Below are 16,957 nucleotides of genomic sequence, written 5' to 3'. Positions count from 1 at the left end.
TCAGACCCCACTCGCCTGAGAACCGATTTCGCGCCATGCTGAGCCGATATCCTCGAGCAGATGCACCGCTTCATCGAGGCTCTTCTCGTCATTGTGCAGATTCGCCGTCAGTAGCAGACGGGCAATGTAGTCGTAGAGTGATGCCAGTCGCTCTGCCACTTCGCCCCCCTGCTCAGCATCGAGTGCCGCCAACAAGCCATTGTTAACGATATCCAGTGCTTTTGAAATCGCCTTTCCCTTTGCCGGGATATTGCCTTCGCTCAAGTGCAGTCGAGCCGCTCGGATCGAGGTCAAGGCCCCATCGAACAGCATCACGATCAGCTGATGCGGACTTGCCGACATCACGCCGCTTTCCACCCCCACTTTCGCGTAAGCTCCCGCGCCCCTGGAATAAGCCGCGGCACCGCGCATGGCACTCATGGTTCGTTACCCCCATTCACTCGACTGCAGCGGCAACATGCCCCTTTCTGTCGATCTAGTTGTTGCGGCCCAACTGGGCATTCATCATGTCAAATTGTTGAGTCAGATAGCTGCTGGTCTGGTTCATGCTCGCCACCATGCTATCCAATTGACTGAACTGAGTACGATAGCGAGCGATGGTGGCCTCGATACTCTGCTCCATGCGTGAAAAACGCTGCCCCAGGCTCTCGATGGAAGTCTCCAGGCCGCTGGTGGCGTTATCCAACAACCCATCATCCTGCAGCATCGACTCCAGCGTACTGTCCAGTTGGCCTGCCATACCGCCTTCTTCGCTGCTACCGGCGAAGAACTCCGTGACGGCAGTCAAATCATTGGCAATGACATCGTCGAGCTTGTCCTCATCGATCTCCAGCGTGCCATCCAGTTGTAGGCTGATCCCCAGGTCGGAAAGCATACTGAATTCGCCCCCCTCCACAGCGCTACTCATGCTAGTGCGTAGGCGCGATTCCACACTCCGCAGGGTACCATCACCCAAAAGTTGACCAGCCACACCGGTTTCAGAATTGAAGCTGGCCAGCCCTTTCATGGTACTGCGCAGCGCGTTATAGCCATCCACGAAGCTCGTGATCGCCTCCTTGATGGAGTCGGTATCACGCTCCACCGTCAAGGTCGACTCACCCTCCTCGGCGATATTCAGCGTCACGCCCTGAATGGCATCCTCGACGCGGTTGGACTGGCTGGTGATAGAGATACCGTTGACTGTCAGGGCCGCGTCTTCTGCCACTACCTCGGTAGCAGCATCGATGGCAAGCTGTCCAGACAAATCCCCGCCGAAGGTCACACCAGTGATACCGGCCTCGGTTCCAGTCTCCGTGGAGGCAAACGCCAAACGGTAAGGAGTACCACTGCCATCGTTGACGATCGAGGCACTCACTCCCGCTTCTTCGGCATTGATGGCGTCACGAATCGCTTCCAGTGAACTGTCCCCTGCCGTGATATTGACGTCGAGCGAGCTTCCGTCACCAAAGGTGAAGCTCACCGTACCCGCGCCCAAATCGGTGGTCTTGTCGGCGATTCCTGCGGTCGCCACACTCGATGCCTTGGCAAGGTTGGTGACATTGATCTCATAACGCCCCGTCGGAGCGTCTGAAGTAGAAGCCGCCGTGATACTGCTTCCTGTCACCTCGCTGGCCACGCTCTTGAAGAATGAGGCATCGTTGAGGGCACTGGCTGCCGTTTGAAACTTCGACAACGCACTCTCGAGCTTGCCAAAAGCGGAAATTTTCGCCTGGTAGCTCTTTTGCTGCGTGGTGATCGGTACCAGCTTCTGACGCTCGGCACTCTTGAGCTCATCGAGCAGCCCGTTCAGATCCAAGCCCGAACCGATTCCCAATGACGAGATAGTAGCCATGATGCTCCTTCCTGAATCGATGTCCTTTTTACCAGCCTTTCGCAACATCATCGCCACGAAAAGGCCTTGCATGGGTGGTCAATTCAAGCTATCGGCCATCTCGGCTCAATCTTTAGGATTTTGTTGCATGGATGAAAAGCACGATGCCCGGCACAGGCCGGGCATCGCGTAAATGACGATTGGACATCCGGAGCTCAGCCGGGCGTCATACCCCTCAGCCGCTCGTTACGCCGGCGCAACAGTTCCAGCGTGGTCAACAGCAGCATCGACAACAGCACCAGCAATGTGGCGACCGCCAGAATGGTGGGGCTGATCTGTTCGCGGATCCCCGACCACATCTGGATTGGCATGGTGCGTTGCTCAGGGCCTGAAATGAACAGCACCACCACCACTTCATCGAACGATGTGATGAAGGCGAACAACGCACCGGACACCACACCAGGCGTCACTAGCGGCAACACCACCTTGAAGAAGGTCCGTGTGGGGTTCGCCCCCAGGCTGTGTGCGGCACGAATCAATGTGGTGTCGAAACTCGACAGGGTTGCCGTTACCGTGATCACCACGAAAGGGATCCCCAAGGCGGTATGCGCCAGAATCACCCCCAGATAGGTCTGAGCCAGATTGATCTTGGAAAAGAAGAAGAACATCGCTGCCGCTGAGATGATCAATGGCACGATCATCGGTGAAATCAGCAGCGCCATGATAGCCCCGCGTGCTGGCATGTGCCGACTCGAGAGCCCCAAGGCAGCAATGGTTCCCAGTACCGTGGCCAATATAGTCGAGGCAATGCCGATAATGAAGCTGTTCTTGATCGAATTGAGCCACGCGCTGGAAGTGAAGAAGTCTTCATACCAGCGCAGCGAATAGCCCGCAGGATCAAGACGCAACATGGCATCGGAAAAGGTGAAATACGGCTCGGCATTGAACGACAGCGGGATGATGATCAACAACGGGCCGATCAGGAACAGGAAAATCAGCCCACACAATCCCAGGAAGACGTAATGCCAGATACGTTCACCACGGGTGGCATAAGAAGGAACGGCCATCACATTACCCCAATTTGACTTTGTCGACGCCGATCAGGCGATTGAAGATCCAATAGAAGACGATCACCACGAACAGCAGGATCGAGGCGATTGCCGCGGCCAACCCCCAGTTGAGTGACGTCTGCATGTGATAAGCGATGTAGTTAGTGATGAAGCGGCCCGATTGCCCGCCTACCAACGCCGGTGTGATGTAGTAGCCGATCGACAGAATGAACACCAGGATCCCTCCGGCCGCGATTCCAGGTATGGTCAACGGGAAGTAGACACGCCGGAAACTCAGGAAAGGTCGACCTCCTAGTGAACGAGCGGCACGCATGTAGCTTGGTGGGATAGTCTTCATGACCGAGTACAACGGCAGAATCATGAACGGCAGCAGAATATGCGTCATGGCAATGATCGTGCCGAGCTTGTTATGGATCATCTGCCATCGCGCCTCATCGGCAATCACGCCGATAGCCACCATCATGTCATTGAGCACCCCCTGTGACTGCAGGATGGCAATCCACGTCGTGGTACGCACCAGCAATGAGGTCCAGAACGGCAGCAGTACCAGGATCATCAGCAAGTTAGAGTGGCGCAGTGGCAGATTGGCCAGCAGGAAAGCGATCGGATACCCCAGTACCAGGGTCATCGCAGTGATCACGGCACTCATCCAGAAGGTTCGCCAGAACAAGGTGGCATGGATCTGCAGATACTCCGGCACCTTGACGATCTCGCCGTCGGGCGTCAACTGCCGATCGACCGCCGCAAGGTAGTACGAAACCGTATAAGGAGAGGATTCGCGCTTGATCAGTTTCCAGGTGTCCAGCTCACCCCAAGCCTCGTTCAACCCAATCAAGCTTTCACGGTAAGGCGGCTCCAGGCTCCCGACCCGGCGAGCGGTCCGGCTAATGGCAGATCGCATGCCCGACTTTTCGTAATTCAAGCGACTCGAGAGCAATCCCAGATTACGAGCTTCCTGCCCTACACGCAGATCTTCCACCAACGCAGCAAACACCGGCTCGCCAGGGATCGACTCACCATCCCACCCCTCCAATGCAGCAACGGTGCGTGGCAGAGTGGATGAGACTTCCGGGTTATCGACACTACGCCACAGCATGTCGAAGATCGGCATCACGAAAGCGATGACCAGGAACAACAACAGTGGCGACACCAACAGAAATGCTTTGACCTTCGAACGTCGCACCGCGCGGCGCAAACTGGTTTTCAGCGGCACGCCATCGGCAGTGGTCAAGGGAACAGTGGGAGATTCGGACACGCAGGCCTCTCCAATGAAACGGTCTGACAAGGAAACGAAAAAAGCGATATGCCGCCCGGAATGCATCCGGGCGGCATGACAGGCTTACTGAGCCAGCCAGGCGTCGAAACGCTGGGTCAACTCATCGCCGTAGTCAGCCCAGAACTCGTCATTCTTGGGAATGGCAGTGGCGAAGTTGGGTGGAAAGGTCGGCATGTGCGGCATCATATCAATCCCGGTTTCGGCATGGGTCGAGACCATGTCAGCCGAGGACTTCCGCGCCGGACCATAGGAGATGTACTGCGCCTGGTCGGCCAGTCGTTGCGTGTCGGTGGCGAAGCGCAGGTAATCCTTGACCTTGTCGAGCTTGCCGGTTGGCACTACCCAACCATCCAGTTCGAAAACCTGGGCATCCCAGATAATCTCGAAGGGCTGGTTTTCGCTGACCATGGCATTGAAGATACGGCCGTTGTAGGCGGAACCGAAAGCCACCTCTTTGTCGGCCAGCAGTTGCGGCGGCTGAGCGCCTTCCTCCCACCAGATCACGTGATCCTTGATAGTGTCGAGTTTTGCGAAAGCGCGCTGGACGCCTTCTTCGGTCTCGAGCACATCGTAGACGTCTTCCGGCGCTACTCCATCAGCAACCAGGGCCCACTCGAGGTTATTGATCGGCTTGCGCAACAGGGTGCGCTTGCCCGGGAAATTCTCGAGATCGAAGACATCGGCGATGGTGCTGGGCTGCTTGTCTTCGGGGAACATCTCGGTATTGAAGGCAACGACATTGGAGTAGACGATCGACGCCACGAAACACTCACCCAAGGCTCCATCGACAAAATCTTCACTGGCCGGGGTTCCATCCGGTGCTGGAGCCAGCAAGGCATCATGATCGAGTGGCTCGATCAGGCCTTCGGCACAGGCGATCATGGCATCCGCTGGCAGCATGTCGACCAGATCCCAGGTCACGTTCCCTGCCTGAGACTGGGCGCGAAGACCAGCCAGGGCATTGCCGCTGCGGTCGATATTGATGATCTCGTCGCCATTCTGCGCTGCCCAGGGAGCATGATAGGCTTTTTGTTGGCTATCGGTATAAGCACCGCCCCATGAAACGATATTGAGGGTCTCCGCATGAGCACTGACTGCCAAAGCCAGTGTCGAAAGCCCCGCTACAATAGTCGAGGATCCCTTGAACGTACGTGTCTTGATCATGATGAAACTCCGCTTGTAATTGTGACGTTATCTTGCAGTGTCATTCGATGTGCCGCGACGCGGCACTTTCTCCGTCGTGCCGCATTGCGGCACTGGTGGATGAAGGCCTGAAGCGGTATTCAGGCATCCAAGGCCCGGCAATCGGCCCTCGACCAGCCGATCTCGATCTCCTGTCCTGGCCGCAAGGCACTATGCCCCTCGGCATTGGGGGTTTTGATGATGAACTCCTCATTGCCACAAACCGCCAAACGCGTGCGTAGATGGTCGCCCAGATAGATCACTTCCTGCACTTTGGCCGTGAAGCGGTTATCAAAAGACGTTTCACCATTACGGACGATGCTCACTCGTTCCGGACGCAGTGACAGCGTTGTCCTGGAACCGACGCCTCCTACCGCCACCGGCTTGGCGCTTACCATCTCACCGCTATCCAGTCGTACCGAACATGCGTCCCCTACCCGCTCGACGACCTCACCCTGTAGACGATTGTTCTCACCGATGAAATAGGCGACGAAAGCGTTCTCGGGTTCTTCGTAGAGGGCATCGGGGGTAGCGAGCTGCTGCACGATGCCGTCGTTGAATACCGCAATGCGGTCCGACATGGTCAACGCTTCGGTCTGGTCATGGGTGACGTAGATCATGGTCACCCCGAGGCTGGCGTGGATGCGCTTGATCTCATACTGCATCTCTTCGCGCAGATTCTTGTCCAACGCGCCCAGAGGCTCATCCATCAGCACCAATTCGGGCTCGAAAACCAAGGCGCGGGCCAATGCAACACGCTGCTGCTGACCACCGGAAAGCTGGGCCGGACGCCGGTCACCAAAATTCTCCAGTCGTACCATAGCCAAGGCTCGCTGGACCTTCTGCTTTATTTCTTCCTTGGAGAGATGCCGAACCTCGAGGGGAAACGCCAGGTTTTCAGCCACTGTCATATGGGGAAACAGGGCATAGTTCTGGAACACCATGCCGATACCCCGTTTGTGGGGCGGCAATCCACTGATGGGATTGCCTTTCAGCAAGATTTCACCATGGGTGGGAGTTTCAAAACCGGCCATCATCATCAGACAAGTCGTCTTGCCCGACCCGGAAGGTCCAAGCAGGGTCACGAACTCACCTTTGCGAATATCCAGATTGAAGTCCTTGACTACCAGTTCGACGCCGTCATAGCTCTTCTGGACATTGGTGAAGCGCGCGAAACACGTATCGTCAGACACAGCGTCCTGCGTCCGGGGTTCTGCTTCAAGGGTTTGGGTCATTCAACTTTCCTGTGCGTAGCAGAGTTATGGTTGTGATTCTCGTCGCGTGGAGTGCGATCTTGGATTGGTATCACCGTGTAATTGTTTTTATCCGGTTGTCTCAGCCCCAATAGAATAAGAAAGGAGGCGTGATCACAAGCCCCGTAAAGGACAAACACCGTTGAACCCTACAGCTGTAGCGAGTCAGCATTTTAGCTATAAGGCGACTCGCCCAAGCGTCTCGACGACATCCTCCTTTTATGAGAATGTAACCGGCATTCTACCAACGCCCCTCTAAAAGGAGAGCACATGGATTCGTCGCCCCTCGTTACCGAGTATCGTCGTTGGCTCGTCTTCCAGCGCCAAGAGCAGCTTGCCCAAGAGCACCGCGGCGCGGCTGAGCGCCTGACCCGGGCGGGAGCCGTGGCAGCACGCGTCACCGAAGCCTATCGCAGTATGGCTGACAAAGGAGCGAAAGAAGGCGCTTGCTATCGCACCCTCTTTCTCCGCCAGCGCGACGGTGGCGACGTACTGGCCTGCGAAGGTTGGCTGTTCGTACGTCGAGTGCTTGCGGAAGGAGGTTCGACCCGGGTGCGTGCCAGCTTGCTAGAGACCTTTACCTTGGAAGACGGCATCATCACCCCCGGCGACCGGCCAGCGTCGAAGATTACCCTGGAAATCTTCGACGAGTTGCTGGTAGAAAAGTCGATGTCAACGTCATGTCGTGTCGACCGTATAGACACGAGTGGCGACACCCGCTTCATCACGTTGTTGGATGCCGTGCGCGGCGACCTGCGTCCGCACATGAAATAAATGCCTACGATGCACGAACGGTCGCAGCCCCCTAGCCTTTCCAGTGCGCAGGCGGTCAAGCCGATCACCGGATTCCTGTTGCTGATGGTATTGGTTGGGCTCAATCTGCGGCCGGCATTGTCCTCCCTGGCGCCACTTCTGATCCGTATACAGCAGGATACTGGACTTTCGCCACTCGGCATCGGGGCGCTGACCACCCTGCCTGTGCTGTGCCTAGGAATCTTCGCGCCTTTGGCTCCCTGGCTTGCCAAGCGCCTGGGTGCGGAAAGAACCCTGTCACTCGCCCTATTGATACTTGGCAGCGCCCTGCTGCTACGGGCCAGTCACGATGCCTGGCAGCTATATACCGGCACCTTGCTGGTCGGAGCCGCTATTGGCGTCAGCGGTACATTACTGCCCGCTCTGGTGAAGCGCGAGCTGCCCCATGGTGCCGACTTGATGACTGGCGTCTACACCATGGCGCTATGCCTGGGTGGCGCGCTGGGGGCCGGACTTAGCATTCCGTTGGCCGACTGGTTCGGCGACTGGCGATGGGGCTTGGCCAGTTGGAGCCTGGTGGCCCTTGTCGCCCTCACCGCCTGGCGCATATCCATGCCCCACCCCCGTCCCACACATCAACCAGAGGCGGCAAAACCTCCACGCGTGAGGTTGATAACCACTTCCCTGGCTTGGCAAGTCACCGGATTGATGGGATCGCAGTCCTCATTGGCTTATATCGTCTTTGGCTGGCTACCGGCCCTGCTTCAGCACCGCGGATTGAGTGAAGCCGAAGCTGGCTGGTTGCTGGCGGTATCCGTCATGGTGCAGTTGATCTCCGCGCTTGGCGCCCCTTGGCTCGCCAGACTGGGGCGTGACCAACGCCCAGCCATTCTGTTGCTCATCAGCGCCACGGCCAGCGGCCTTCTACTGCTGCTGATAGGGCCGGTAGCATGGCGCTGGGCAGGTGTCGTGCTGCTTGGCCTCGGCCAGGGTGGGAGCTTCAGCCTCGCCCTGACCTTGATCGTGCTGCGTACCGGCGACTCGCGTTTGGCCGGCAAGCTCTCCGGTATGGCCCAAGGCCTAGGCTACACGCTGGCTGCCATGGGGCCGCTAGGGGTTGGTTTGCTGCTGCAGTTCGGCGCCAGCCTGGCCACGATTTGTATCGTGTTGATGCTTATCTGTGTCGTTGCTGCCAGTTTCGCCCTGTTCGCCGGACGCAATCGACGCCTGGAATTGGATGACGAAGGTCGGCTGGTGACCAAAGGCTAAGCTTCGTGGGACTCCAACATCTTCCACGGCAAACTCTGCCCCGCCATCAGCGGAACGATTTCATCGCCGGCATACGCTAGGCTTTCCGGCAAAGTCCACTCCTGGCGTGCCAGAGTGATCTGGCGTGAATTGCGCGGCAGCCCATAGAAGTCGGGCCCAAAGTGGCTGGCAAAACCTTCGAGCTTGTCTATCGCTCCCGCCTGATCGAAAGCAGTGGCATAGAGCTCGATCGCTGCCGGGGCGGTAAAGGCGCCGGCACAACCACAGGCGGACTCTTTGGCGCCACGTGCATGGGGTGCGCTGTCAGTGCCGAGAAAGAACTTGGGGCTGCTTGAGGTTGCCGCTTGCAACAGCGCATGGCGATGCGTCTCGCGTTTGAGCACTGGCAGGCAAAAATAGTGGGGGCGAATCCCACCGACCAACATGTGGTTACGATTGAACAGGAGATGATGGGCAGTGATGGTGGCTGCGACATTGGTCGGTGCCTGCCGCACGAACGTTACGGCATCGGCGGTGGTGATATGTTCGAACACCACCCGCAGATCGGGGAAGCGCTCCAGCAAGGGCTTCATCACTCGCTCGATGAATACCGCCTCGCGGTCGAAGATATCGATCTCGGCACTGGTCACCTCGCCATGCACCAGCAGCGGCATGCCTACCTCTGCCATGGTTTCGATGACCGAATCGCAATGACGGATATCGGTAACGCCCGAATCGGAGTTAGTGGTCGCCCCAGCCGGGTACAACTTGACGCCATGTACGATACCGCTGTCCTTGGCACGCTTGATCTCCTCGGCGGGAGTCTTGTCGGTGAGATAGAGCGTCATCAATGGTTCGAAGTCATTACCTTCGGGCACAGCAGCCAGGATCCGCTCGCGGTAGGCGACTGCCTGATCGGTCGTCGTCACCGGCGGTGTCAGGTTGGGCATGATGATGGCGCGACCAAACTGGTGGGCACTATAGGGCACCACTGAACGTAACGGTTCGCCATCGCGAACGTGCAGGTGCCAATCGTCAGGTTGGGTCAGGGTAATCTGATTCACGGTGCGAGCCCTTGTCGGTCGGATACTATCGGTCGAAAGTCAGGCCAACCAGTATAACGGTTGATGCAAGCCATTGGACCCATGAAACTTATCTTGCCCCGAAAGGTGAGCCGGCAAGTCCCCCCTCCTTGAACGACGAGCTCAATGACGATGGGGCGACTCAGCGGTCGGTAAACGTGAAAGAAACGCCTGGAACTCCCGATTGATCTGAATGCGTCGGTATAAGCGATCCAGTGCATCTACCGCCCTGACACCTTCATCGATACGTAGATCCAACGGCAAACCACCCTCGCGCCTTACCAGCAGAGCGGCCGAGAGTGTCCCGCGGGTATCTCCCCCCGTTGCCTGTCCAGCTGCCAGGCCCGCCAGCAGCGCTTCGGGCAATCCTAGATCACGATTCATTCGAAACGCGCGTTGTATCGCTTCACCCACCAGGGCACTGACCAGCATATTTCCGGCTACCACCAAGTCATCACCGCAATGCATGAAGGTACTGGCGACATTGTATTCACCCGTCCAGCCAGCACTGTGTCCGCTGGCGTCCATCACTGCCACCTGACGCCAAGCCGCTCCCTTATCGTCGCGGCGCAGCGTGTCAACGATCGTTTCCACCGTTTTTCCTTCAACCAGCCATGCCAAAGCCCGCTCGGCTGCCAACAGGCTGGTGCTGTAGCCCTGAGTGATCACCGCTCCGACACCGGGTAGCAGGTGAGGAACGAAACCGCCCACTGCCGGGCTTCCCGTCGCCGTGGCAATCCCCAGGGTGCCATCGACAGGGTCTCGAGCCATCAGGGTGAATGTCATTTGCGTATCCGCCGTTGATGTGCCATATCTGAAGGGTGTTATTTATCATGATAAATAAAAGACACCTTTGAAGAGTAGTCGCATCAGCTCACCGACGACAAGCACCACGACGACGAAGTACAAGACGATGCGAGGAGACATCCAATGAAATGCTCGATTAGGCATGTCGGAGCCTGGCTGGTGCCGGCCCTGCTCGCCCTACCCCTGCAAGCTCACGCCCAGACACCACCCAACGTGCTGGTCGTCGGACAGATCGCCGAGCCCAAATCGCTCGACCCGGCACAAGTCACCGCCGTGAACGACTTCCGGATCGTGATGAATCTCTACGACGGCTTGGTACGCTATCGCGACGGTACGCTCGACGTCGAGCCCGCGTTGGCGACCGAATGGGACATCAGCGATGACGGTACGGTCTATACCTTCACCCTGCGAGACGACGTCACGTTTCATGATGGCAGCACGTTCGATGCCGAGGCAGTCGTGTTCAACTTCGAACGTATGCTTGATGAGGAACACCCCTACCACGACACGGGGCCCTTCCCGCTAGCCTTTTTCTTCAGCGCCGTGGACGACGTGGAAGCGACCGGCGAGTATGAGGTTCAGTTCACGCTCAATGAACCTTACGCTCCTTTTCTGTCGAACCTGGCCTACCCTACCGGGCTGATCGTGTCACCGGCCGCCGTGCAAGAACATGGCGACGAGTTCGGGCGCCACCCTTCTGGCACAGGTCCTTTCAAGTTCGAAGAGTGGATCAGTAATAGCCGCGTGGTCGCCTCGCGCAACGATGACTATTGGGATGGTCCGCCACCGCTGGAAGCCGTGGTCTTCCGTCCGATCACCGACGCCAACACCCGCGTTGCTGAAATGTTGGCCGGCGGTATCGACCTGATGGTGGAAGTTCCGCCGGACAATGTCGCCATGTTCGCCGAGGATCCGATGTTCGAGGTCTACGAGCAGGCTGGCCCACACCTGTGGTTCTTGATTCTCAATCTTCGTGAGGGACCCTTTGCCGACAAGCGCATGCGCCAGGCGATCAACTATGCCATCGACAAGCGCACCTTGGTCGAGGACGTGCTGCAGGGTACCGCCGAGGTCGCCGCGGGCCCCACGCCCCCAGCCTTCTCTTGGGCCCACAACGAACAACTGGAGCCTTACCCGTATAATCCTGAACGCGCTCGCGAGTTGATCAACGAGGCCGGTTTCGAGGGAGCTGAGCTAATGTTCTATGTCACCGAGGGTGGCTCCGGCATGCTCGACCCGATTCCCATGGGTACCGCAATCCAGGCCGACCTGAACGCCGTAGGGTTGAACGTCGAGATCGAAACCTACGAATGGAACACCTTTCTCGGCGAGGTGAATCCCGGCTTGGAAGGCAAGGCCGACATGGCGCAGATGGCATGGATGACCAACGACCCGGACACCCTGCCGTTCCTGGCTCTGCGCACCGATGCCATGCCCGACCAAGGTGGATTCAATTCCGGCTATTACAGCAACCCGGAAGTCGACAAGTTGCTCGAACAGGCACGCCGCAGCACCGATCAGGACGAGCGCGCCGCGCTGTACAAGGAGATGCAGACTATCGTCCACGAAGATGCGCCTTGGGCCTTCATCGCCAACTGGAAGCAAAACGCCGTGGCTACAGCCAACATTGAGAGCTTCCGTCTGCAACCATCGTTCTTCTTATTGTTGCACGACGTAGCGAAACCCTGAGGTTGGTTCCACTCTCATGATGCCCATGCCGGATAGCTGCCATGTATCGTTACATTCTGCGCCGACTGCTGCTGACGATACCAGTCCTATTGGGGCTGACCGTGATCGTGTTCCTGATCATGTCGCTGATCCCCGGCGATCCGGCATTGGCCATTCTCGGTTCCTACGCCACCCCCGAAAATCTTGCCCGGTTACGCGCTGAATTGGGTCTTGACCTACCATTGCCACAGCAATACCTGGTTTGGCTCGGCAATATCCTGCAAGGTGACTTCGGTCGCTCCTACACGTTGAACCGCCCGGTACTCGATGAAGTACTGGAGCGTTTCAGCGCTACCCTGATCCTGGCTGGCACGTCCCTGGCGATCTGTGTGGTGCTTGGTGTGGTCGCCGGCATCGTCTCGGCGGTACGTCAATACGGCTGGGCGGATCGCATCATCACGCTGCTGGTGCTGATAGGCATCTCGGTCCCGGCGTTCTGGCTGGGTATGTTGATGATCCTGCTCTTCGCGGTGGAACTTCGCTGGTTCCCGGTCAGCGGCATGTATGCGATCTATGGTGGTGGCGATCTGCCAGACTTGCTGCGACACCTGATACTGCCAGCGACCGCTCTGGCCGTGGTCGCGGCAGGTGTCATCGCCCGCCTTACACGTTCGAACATGCTCGAGGTACTGCGTCAGGACTATATCCGTACCGCCCGGGCCAAGGGGCTGGATGAACGTCGCGTGGTGTTCGGCCATGCCTTCAAGGTCGCATTGGTCAACCTCATTCCGGTAATCGGGGTCCAGGCCGGCTTCGTGATTGGTGGCGCCGTCTATATCGAGACGGTATTTCAGTGGCCCGGCATCGGCCGCATGCTGGTCAACGCCATCTCGACTCGTGACATCCTGCTGGTCCAAGGCGGCGTATTGGTGGTGGCAGCTAGCTACGTACTATTCAATCTCTGCGCGGACCTGCTGCAACACTGGCTCGACCCGAGGATCAAGGCATGATGGCCTTCATCAGACTCCTCGCTCGCAACCGCCTGGCCGCTTTCGGTGCCTTGATGCTACTGCTGTTGCTGCTCTTGGCTCTGGTTACCCCACTACTGCCACTGCTCGACCCCAATATCACGGACCCAGCCAACCGGCTGCAGCCGCTCTTTTCCGAGGGACACTGGCTAGGCACCGATCAGTTGGGGCGTGATATTTTGTCACGGCTGTTATGGGGCATGCGCATCAGCCTTGCCGTTGGTATCGCCGCTTCACTGGTTGCCGCCTTGCTTGGCTCTCTGATCGGCATTCTTGCTGGGTATTTCGGCGGACGTACCGACAACACGCTGATGCGCGGCATCGACATGCTGATGGCCTTTCCTTACATCTTGCTGGCGCTAGCCATCGTGGCCGTACTGGGGCCGGGCCTGATGAATGCGCTATACGCCATCGCCATCGTCAATATTCCTTTCTTCGCTCGCAACATTCGCGGCGCCACCGTGGGCATCGCCCATCGCGAGTTCATCGATGCCGCACGGCTATCGGGCAAGGGGAATACTCGCATCCTGGCGACCGAGATCCTGCCCAACGTGCTACCAGTGATCGTCATCACACTCTCCACCACGGTGGGGTGGATGATCCTCGAAACCGCCGGCCTCAGCTTCCTTGGCCTGGGAGCCCAACCTCCCCAGGCGGATCTTGGCTCCATGCTCGGCGAAGGTCGCCGCATGATGATCAATGCGCCGCATGTCGCCACCCTGCCAGGCCTCGTCATCTTCATACTGGTGATGAGTATCAACTTACTGGGTGACGGAGTGCGTGACGCTCTGGACCCGAGATTGAAATCCGGCGCCTTGTCACGCCCGGCACCAATGACCCGGATCCGCCGCCACGAGTCCTCCGGCGCGGCCCCTCAAAAGTCTCGAGACACGGCACTGCTTCGTGTCGACGACCTGCGTACCGACTTCGAAGTCGGTCGCCAGCGATATCATGCCGTCAACGGTGTCAGCTTCACGATCCAGCCCAACGAATGCTTGGGACTGGTTGGCGAATCCGGTTCAGGCAAATCAGTCACGGCTCTCTCGCTATTGGGACTGGTGGCCTCGCCACCCGGCATCATTAACGGTGGCGATATCCATCTACATTCACGCCACCAGCCATCACGAGACCTGTTGAGCCTCAAACCACGCGAGATCCGCCATATTCGCGGTAATGACGTCGCCTATGTGTTTCAGGACCCGCTGTCGACGCTACACCCATTGATCAAGGTTGGCGACCAACTCGTCGAGGCGATCCGACAGCATCAACCCTTGTCGCACCCTGCAGCCCGCGAGCTAGCGGTCAAATTGCTGGGACAAGTGCGTATTCCCAATCCCGAACAGCGTGCCAGCCAATATCCTCATGAGCTATCAGGGGGCATGCGCCAGCGGGTGGGTATTGCCATGGCGCTGGCCAACGACCCAGAACTGATCATCGCCGATGAACCGACCACGGCCCTGGATGTCACCGTTCAAGCCCAAATCCTGAGCTTGATTCAGCACCTACGTGAGGAGAAAGGCACCTCGGTATTGTTCATCACTCACGATTTCGGTGTGGTATCTCAAGTTTGCGACCGAGTCGCGGTGATGTACGCCGGCCGTATCGTCGAAATCGGCCCTACCCAGGAGATCCTCGACAATCCCCGGCACCCTTATACACAACGCTTGATCGATTGCGTACCGCGTTTGGGCGAGCCAGATCACGAACCTGCCGCCATTCCAGGCTTACCGCCGCCGGCCAACGCCCTGCCAGCGGGGTGCGCCTTCGCCGAGCGCTGCGACCTGGCGGAACCACGTTGCCGAGAAGGCAATATCGAACTAATCGCCACCGATAAAGAACGGCAAGTGCGCTGCATCAAGCCATTGGGGCTCACGGCCAAGATCTCGGAAGGAATCGAACATGATTGAACCGCTGCTCGATATCTCCGGGCTTTCACGCACCTTTGGCGGAGGCAAGCGTTGGTTTGGCCTTGATAGGCCTGGCGTACACGCGGTGCAAGAGGTCGACCTGCAAGTCATGCGCGGTGAAACGCTGGGTATCGTAGGGGAGTCTGGCTGCGGCAAGTCGACCCTGGCTCGGATGCTGGTCGGTCTCGACACTCCTACCAAGGGTCGTATCTTCTATGAAGGTAACGATCTCCAGGCCATGATCCGAGACGATCGCCGTGCCTTGTCGCGCCACATCCAGTATGTATTTCAGGATCCATTGAGCTCATTAAACCCACGCCTACGCATTCGCGATATTCTTGCGGCCCCGTTGCGTCACTTACGGGGTCTACATGGGCATGCCCTGGAAACGCGGCTCGCGGAGCTGCTGGAAATCGTTAATTTGCGTCCGGAATTCATCACCCGCTATCCACATGAGTTCTCCGGCGGCCAAGCGCAGCGCATTGGTATTGCCCGGGCCCTGGCTGCCGAACCCAAGGTATTGGTGCTCGATGAGCCCGTTTCGGCACTGGATGTCTCGATACAAGCCCAAGTACTCAAGTTGCTCAAGCGCCTCAAGTCCGAGTTCGACCTTACTTACCTGTTCATCAGTCACGACCTCTCGGTCGTCGAGACCATCAGTGACCGTATCGCCGTGATGTATTTTGGGCGCATCATCGAACAGGCTCCAGCCCGACAACTGTTTCAATCACCTGCGCATCACTACACTCGGCTGTTGATCGCCAGCGCACCGATACCTGGTGGCCCTCCCATTGTCGCTGAGTCCAGTGATGCGGAATTGCCCGATCCCCTGGCACCGCCCTCGGGTTGTGCCTTTGCCCCACGCTGCCCTCAAGCACAAGAAGCCTGCCGGGCCAGGCGTCCACTGCTGGAGGCCTTTTCAAGCCAATCCAAACTGGATACCTCCAACATCCATCGGGTAGCCTGCCTGTTTCCCGCCAGGGAACCACTCTCCCGAGATTCCCGGACTTCCGTTGACGAGACATCGAGATGACACAACCCCAACAGCCAGTGACTAACACGCCAAGACGCAAACGCACCGATGTCATCGGCGAAGCCATCAAGGATTATATCGCTCAGCAGGGGCTGCGCCCGGGCGACCGACTTCCCCATGAACATCACCTGATCGAAACGCTCGACGCTTCCAAAGGCACCATACGCGAAGCCTTGCGTGCGCTGGAATCCCAAGGACTGATCCAGACTCGTACCGGACCCCAGGGTGGGACCTTTCTTGCCGAAGTCAGCACCGAACGTACACTGGAATTGCTCAGTAACTACTTCTTCTTTCGCCCCCCCACCATCCATGACATCTACGAGATCCGTAAACAGCTCGAACCATCACTGGTCGCCAGCATTACCGGATTACTGGACGATGCCGCGTTCCAACGCCTGGAAAACGTCATGGCTTTCTATAGTTCGCCCCCCACCTCGTTGGAGGAAGAACGCACGCAGCGCATGAAGGAATTGGAGTTCCATCTGGTGTTAGTGGAATACAGTCCCAACCCACTGATGGCCATGATGTGCCGCTTTCCCCTCGAGTTGCTGATGAACCTCACCGTGTGCCAACGCATCTACGATCAGCCTTATCCGGAACTGCGTCACAAAGGCCTGGATTATCAGAGCCGACTGCTGCATGCCCTGCGTGAATGGGATGCAGAGGGCGCTCGCGCCATCATGGCCGAACACATGCAAGCCGCGCAGCAACTCATGGAAACTCGAGAGGCAATGCTGGTCAGGGAATTTCTCAAGGTGGGAAAGCCGAGCGATCAGGACCAAAGTGCCGAATACCTGGCGCTGCGCTCCTATCGCCCAACGGAAAAACGTTAAGTGCTCA

Annotated in this window: 15 protein-coding genes; 7 read left to right on the top strand and 8 right to left on the bottom strand. The window is 58.0% G+C overall.

Features of this window, described 5'->3' with window-relative positions; genetic code table 11:
- From fliS to L861_RS02580, 6 genes are all read right to left on the bottom strand, one after another.
- Entirely contained in the window at positions 1-420 is a 420-nt protein-coding gene (gene fliS / locus L861_RS02605; protein ID WP_027947492.1) for a flagellar export chaperone FliS, read from the bottom strand.
- Positions 421-475: 55 nt separating this feature from the next.
- Positions 476-1,831, bottom strand: a complete 1,356-nt coding sequence (gene fliD / locus L861_RS02600; RefSeq protein WP_016414995.1) for a flagellar filament capping protein FliD — start codon at positions 1,829-1,831, stop codon at positions 476-478.
- Positions 1,832-2,025: 194 nt separating this feature from the next.
- Entirely contained in the window at positions 2,026-2,877 is an 852-nt protein-coding gene (locus tag L861_RS02595; RefSeq protein WP_016414993.1) for an ABC transporter permease, read from the bottom strand.
- Between the two features lie 4 nt (positions 2,878-2,881).
- Positions 2,882-4,135 carry an ABC transporter permease gene (locus tag L861_RS02590; protein WP_021029089.1) on the bottom strand — a complete coding sequence of 418 codons (1,254 nt, stop codon included), beginning with the start codon at positions 4,133-4,135 and terminating at the stop codon, positions 2,882-2,884.
- A gap of 84 nt (positions 4,136-4,219) precedes the next feature.
- The gene (locus tag L861_RS02585; RefSeq protein WP_016414991.1) at positions 4,220-5,320 is read right to left on the bottom strand and encodes an extracellular solute-binding protein; all 1,101 of its coding nucleotides are present in this window, start codon (positions 5,318-5,320) and stop codon (positions 4,220-4,222) included.
- 119 nt (positions 5,321-5,439) lie between these two features.
- On the bottom strand, positions 5,440-6,573 hold the full coding sequence (locus L861_RS02580) for an ABC transporter ATP-binding protein (protein ID WP_016414990.1): 1,134 nt from the start codon (positions 6,571-6,573) through the stop codon (positions 5,440-5,442).
- A gap of 288 nt (positions 6,574-6,861) precedes the next feature.
- Here L861_RS02580 and L861_RS02575 point away from each other — a divergent pair, with 288 nt between their 5' ends.
- Positions 6,862-7,365, top strand: a complete 504-nt coding sequence (locus L861_RS02575) for a hypothetical protein (RefSeq protein ID WP_016414989.1) — start codon at positions 6,862-6,864, stop codon at positions 7,363-7,365.
- 84 nt (positions 7,366-7,449) lie between these two features.
- Positions 7,450-8,613 (top strand): CynX/NimT family MFS transporter, encoded by a 1,164-nt coding sequence (locus tag L861_RS02570; RefSeq protein WP_051149287.1) that lies wholly within the window; start codon positions 7,450-7,452, stop codon positions 8,611-8,613.
- Here L861_RS02570 and pyrC read toward each other — a convergent pair.
- Both pyrC and L861_RS02560 read right to left on the bottom strand, forming a co-directional pair.
- Positions 8,610-9,656 (bottom strand): dihydroorotase, encoded by a 1,047-nt coding sequence (gene pyrC / locus L861_RS02565; protein WP_016414987.1) that lies wholly within the window; start codon positions 9,654-9,656, stop codon positions 8,610-8,612. The two genes, L861_RS02570 and pyrC, sit on opposite strands and share 4 nt — an antisense overlap.
- A gap of 141 nt (positions 9,657-9,797) precedes the next feature.
- Complete coding sequence (locus tag L861_RS02560; RefSeq protein WP_016414986.1) at positions 9,798-10,460, bottom strand: DUF1028 domain-containing protein; 663 nt, start codon at positions 10,458-10,460, stop codon at positions 9,798-9,800.
- 144 nt (positions 10,461-10,604) lie between these two features.
- Between L861_RS02560 and L861_RS02555 the strand changes: the two genes are divergently transcribed.
- The 5 genes from L861_RS02555 to L861_RS02535 are packed head-to-tail and all read left to right on the top strand — an operon-like array spanning position 10,605 to position 16,950.
- Positions 10,605-12,170 carry an ABC transporter substrate-binding protein gene (locus tag L861_RS02555; protein WP_016414985.1) on the top strand — a complete coding sequence of 522 codons (1,566 nt, stop codon included), beginning with the start codon at positions 10,605-10,607 and terminating at the stop codon, positions 12,168-12,170.
- 41 nt (positions 12,171-12,211) lie between these two features.
- Entirely contained in the window at positions 12,212-13,159 is a 948-nt protein-coding gene (locus tag L861_RS02550; RefSeq protein ID WP_016414984.1) for an ABC transporter permease, read from the top strand.
- Positions 13,156-15,084: a dipeptide/oligopeptide/nickel ABC transporter permease/ATP-binding protein gene (locus tag L861_RS02545; protein WP_016414983.1), complete on the top strand. Its 1,929-nt coding sequence runs from the start codon at positions 13,156-13,158 to the stop codon at positions 15,082-15,084. Before L861_RS02550 ends, L861_RS02545 begins: the two co-directional genes overlap by 4 nt.
- Positions 15,077-16,117, top strand: coding sequence for an ABC transporter ATP-binding protein (locus L861_RS02540; RefSeq protein WP_016414982.1), 1,041 nt, complete (start codon positions 15,077-15,079; stop codon positions 16,115-16,117). The genes L861_RS02545 and L861_RS02540 overlap by 8 nt, the downstream gene beginning before the upstream one ends.
- Positions 16,114-16,950: a FadR/GntR family transcriptional regulator gene (locus L861_RS02535; RefSeq protein ID WP_016414981.1), complete on the top strand. Its 837-nt coding sequence runs from the start codon at positions 16,114-16,116 to the stop codon at positions 16,948-16,950. Before L861_RS02540 ends, L861_RS02535 begins: the two co-directional genes overlap by 4 nt.
- Positions 16,951-16,957: the final 7 nt, after the last annotated feature.

The sequence above is a fragment of the Litchfieldella anticariensis FP35 = DSM 16096 genome, assembly GCF_000409775.1.
GTDB classification, from domain to species: domain Bacteria; phylum Pseudomonadota; class Gammaproteobacteria; order Pseudomonadales; family Halomonadaceae; genus Litchfieldella; species Litchfieldella anticariensis.
This window is presented reverse-complemented; position numbering and strand designations above follow the sequence as displayed.

Coding starts and splice junctions, on each gene's coding strand:
- L861_RS02560 (WP_016414986.1), bottom strand. CDS start 10,460: ATGACATTCACCCTGATGGCTCGAGACCCTGTCGATGGCACCCTGGGG.
- L861_RS02575 (WP_016414989.1), top strand. CDS start 6,862: ATGGATTCGTCGCCCCTCGTTACCGAGTATCGTCGTTGGCTCGTCTTC.
- L861_RS02550 (WP_016414984.1), top strand. CDS start 12,212: ATGTATCGTTACATTCTGCGCCGACTGCTGCTGACGATACCAGTCCTA.
- fliS (WP_027947492.1), bottom strand. CDS start 420: ATGAGTGCCATGCGCGGTGCCGCGGCTTATTCCAGGGGCGCGGGAGCT.
- fliD (WP_016414995.1), bottom strand. CDS start 1,831: ATGGCTACTATCTCGTCATTGGGAATCGGTTCGGGCTTGGATCTGAAC.
- L861_RS02545 (WP_016414983.1), top strand. CDS start 13,156: ATGATGGCCTTCATCAGACTCCTCGCTCGCAACCGCCTGGCCGCTTTC.
- L861_RS02555 (WP_016414985.1), top strand. CDS start 10,605: ATGAAATGCTCGATTAGGCATGTCGGAGCCTGGCTGGTGCCGGCCCTG.
- L861_RS02540 (WP_016414982.1), top strand. CDS start 15,077: ATGATTGAACCGCTGCTCGATATCTCCGGGCTTTCACGCACCTTTGGC.
- L861_RS02585 (WP_016414991.1), bottom strand. CDS start 5,320: ATGATCAAGACACGTACGTTCAAGGGATCCTCGACTATTGTAGCGGGG.
- L861_RS02580 (WP_016414990.1), bottom strand. CDS start 6,573: ATGACCCAAACCCTTGAAGCAGAACCCCGGACGCAGGACGCTGTGTCT.
- L861_RS02535 (WP_016414981.1), top strand. CDS start 16,114: ATGACACAACCCCAACAGCCAGTGACTAACACGCCAAGACGCAAACGC.
- L861_RS02595 (WP_016414993.1), bottom strand. CDS start 2,877: ATGGCCGTTCCTTCTTATGCCACCCGTGGTGAACGTATCTGGCATTAC.
- L861_RS02570 (WP_051149287.1), top strand. CDS start 7,450: ATGGTATTGGTTGGGCTCAATCTGCGGCCGGCATTGTCCTCCCTGGCG.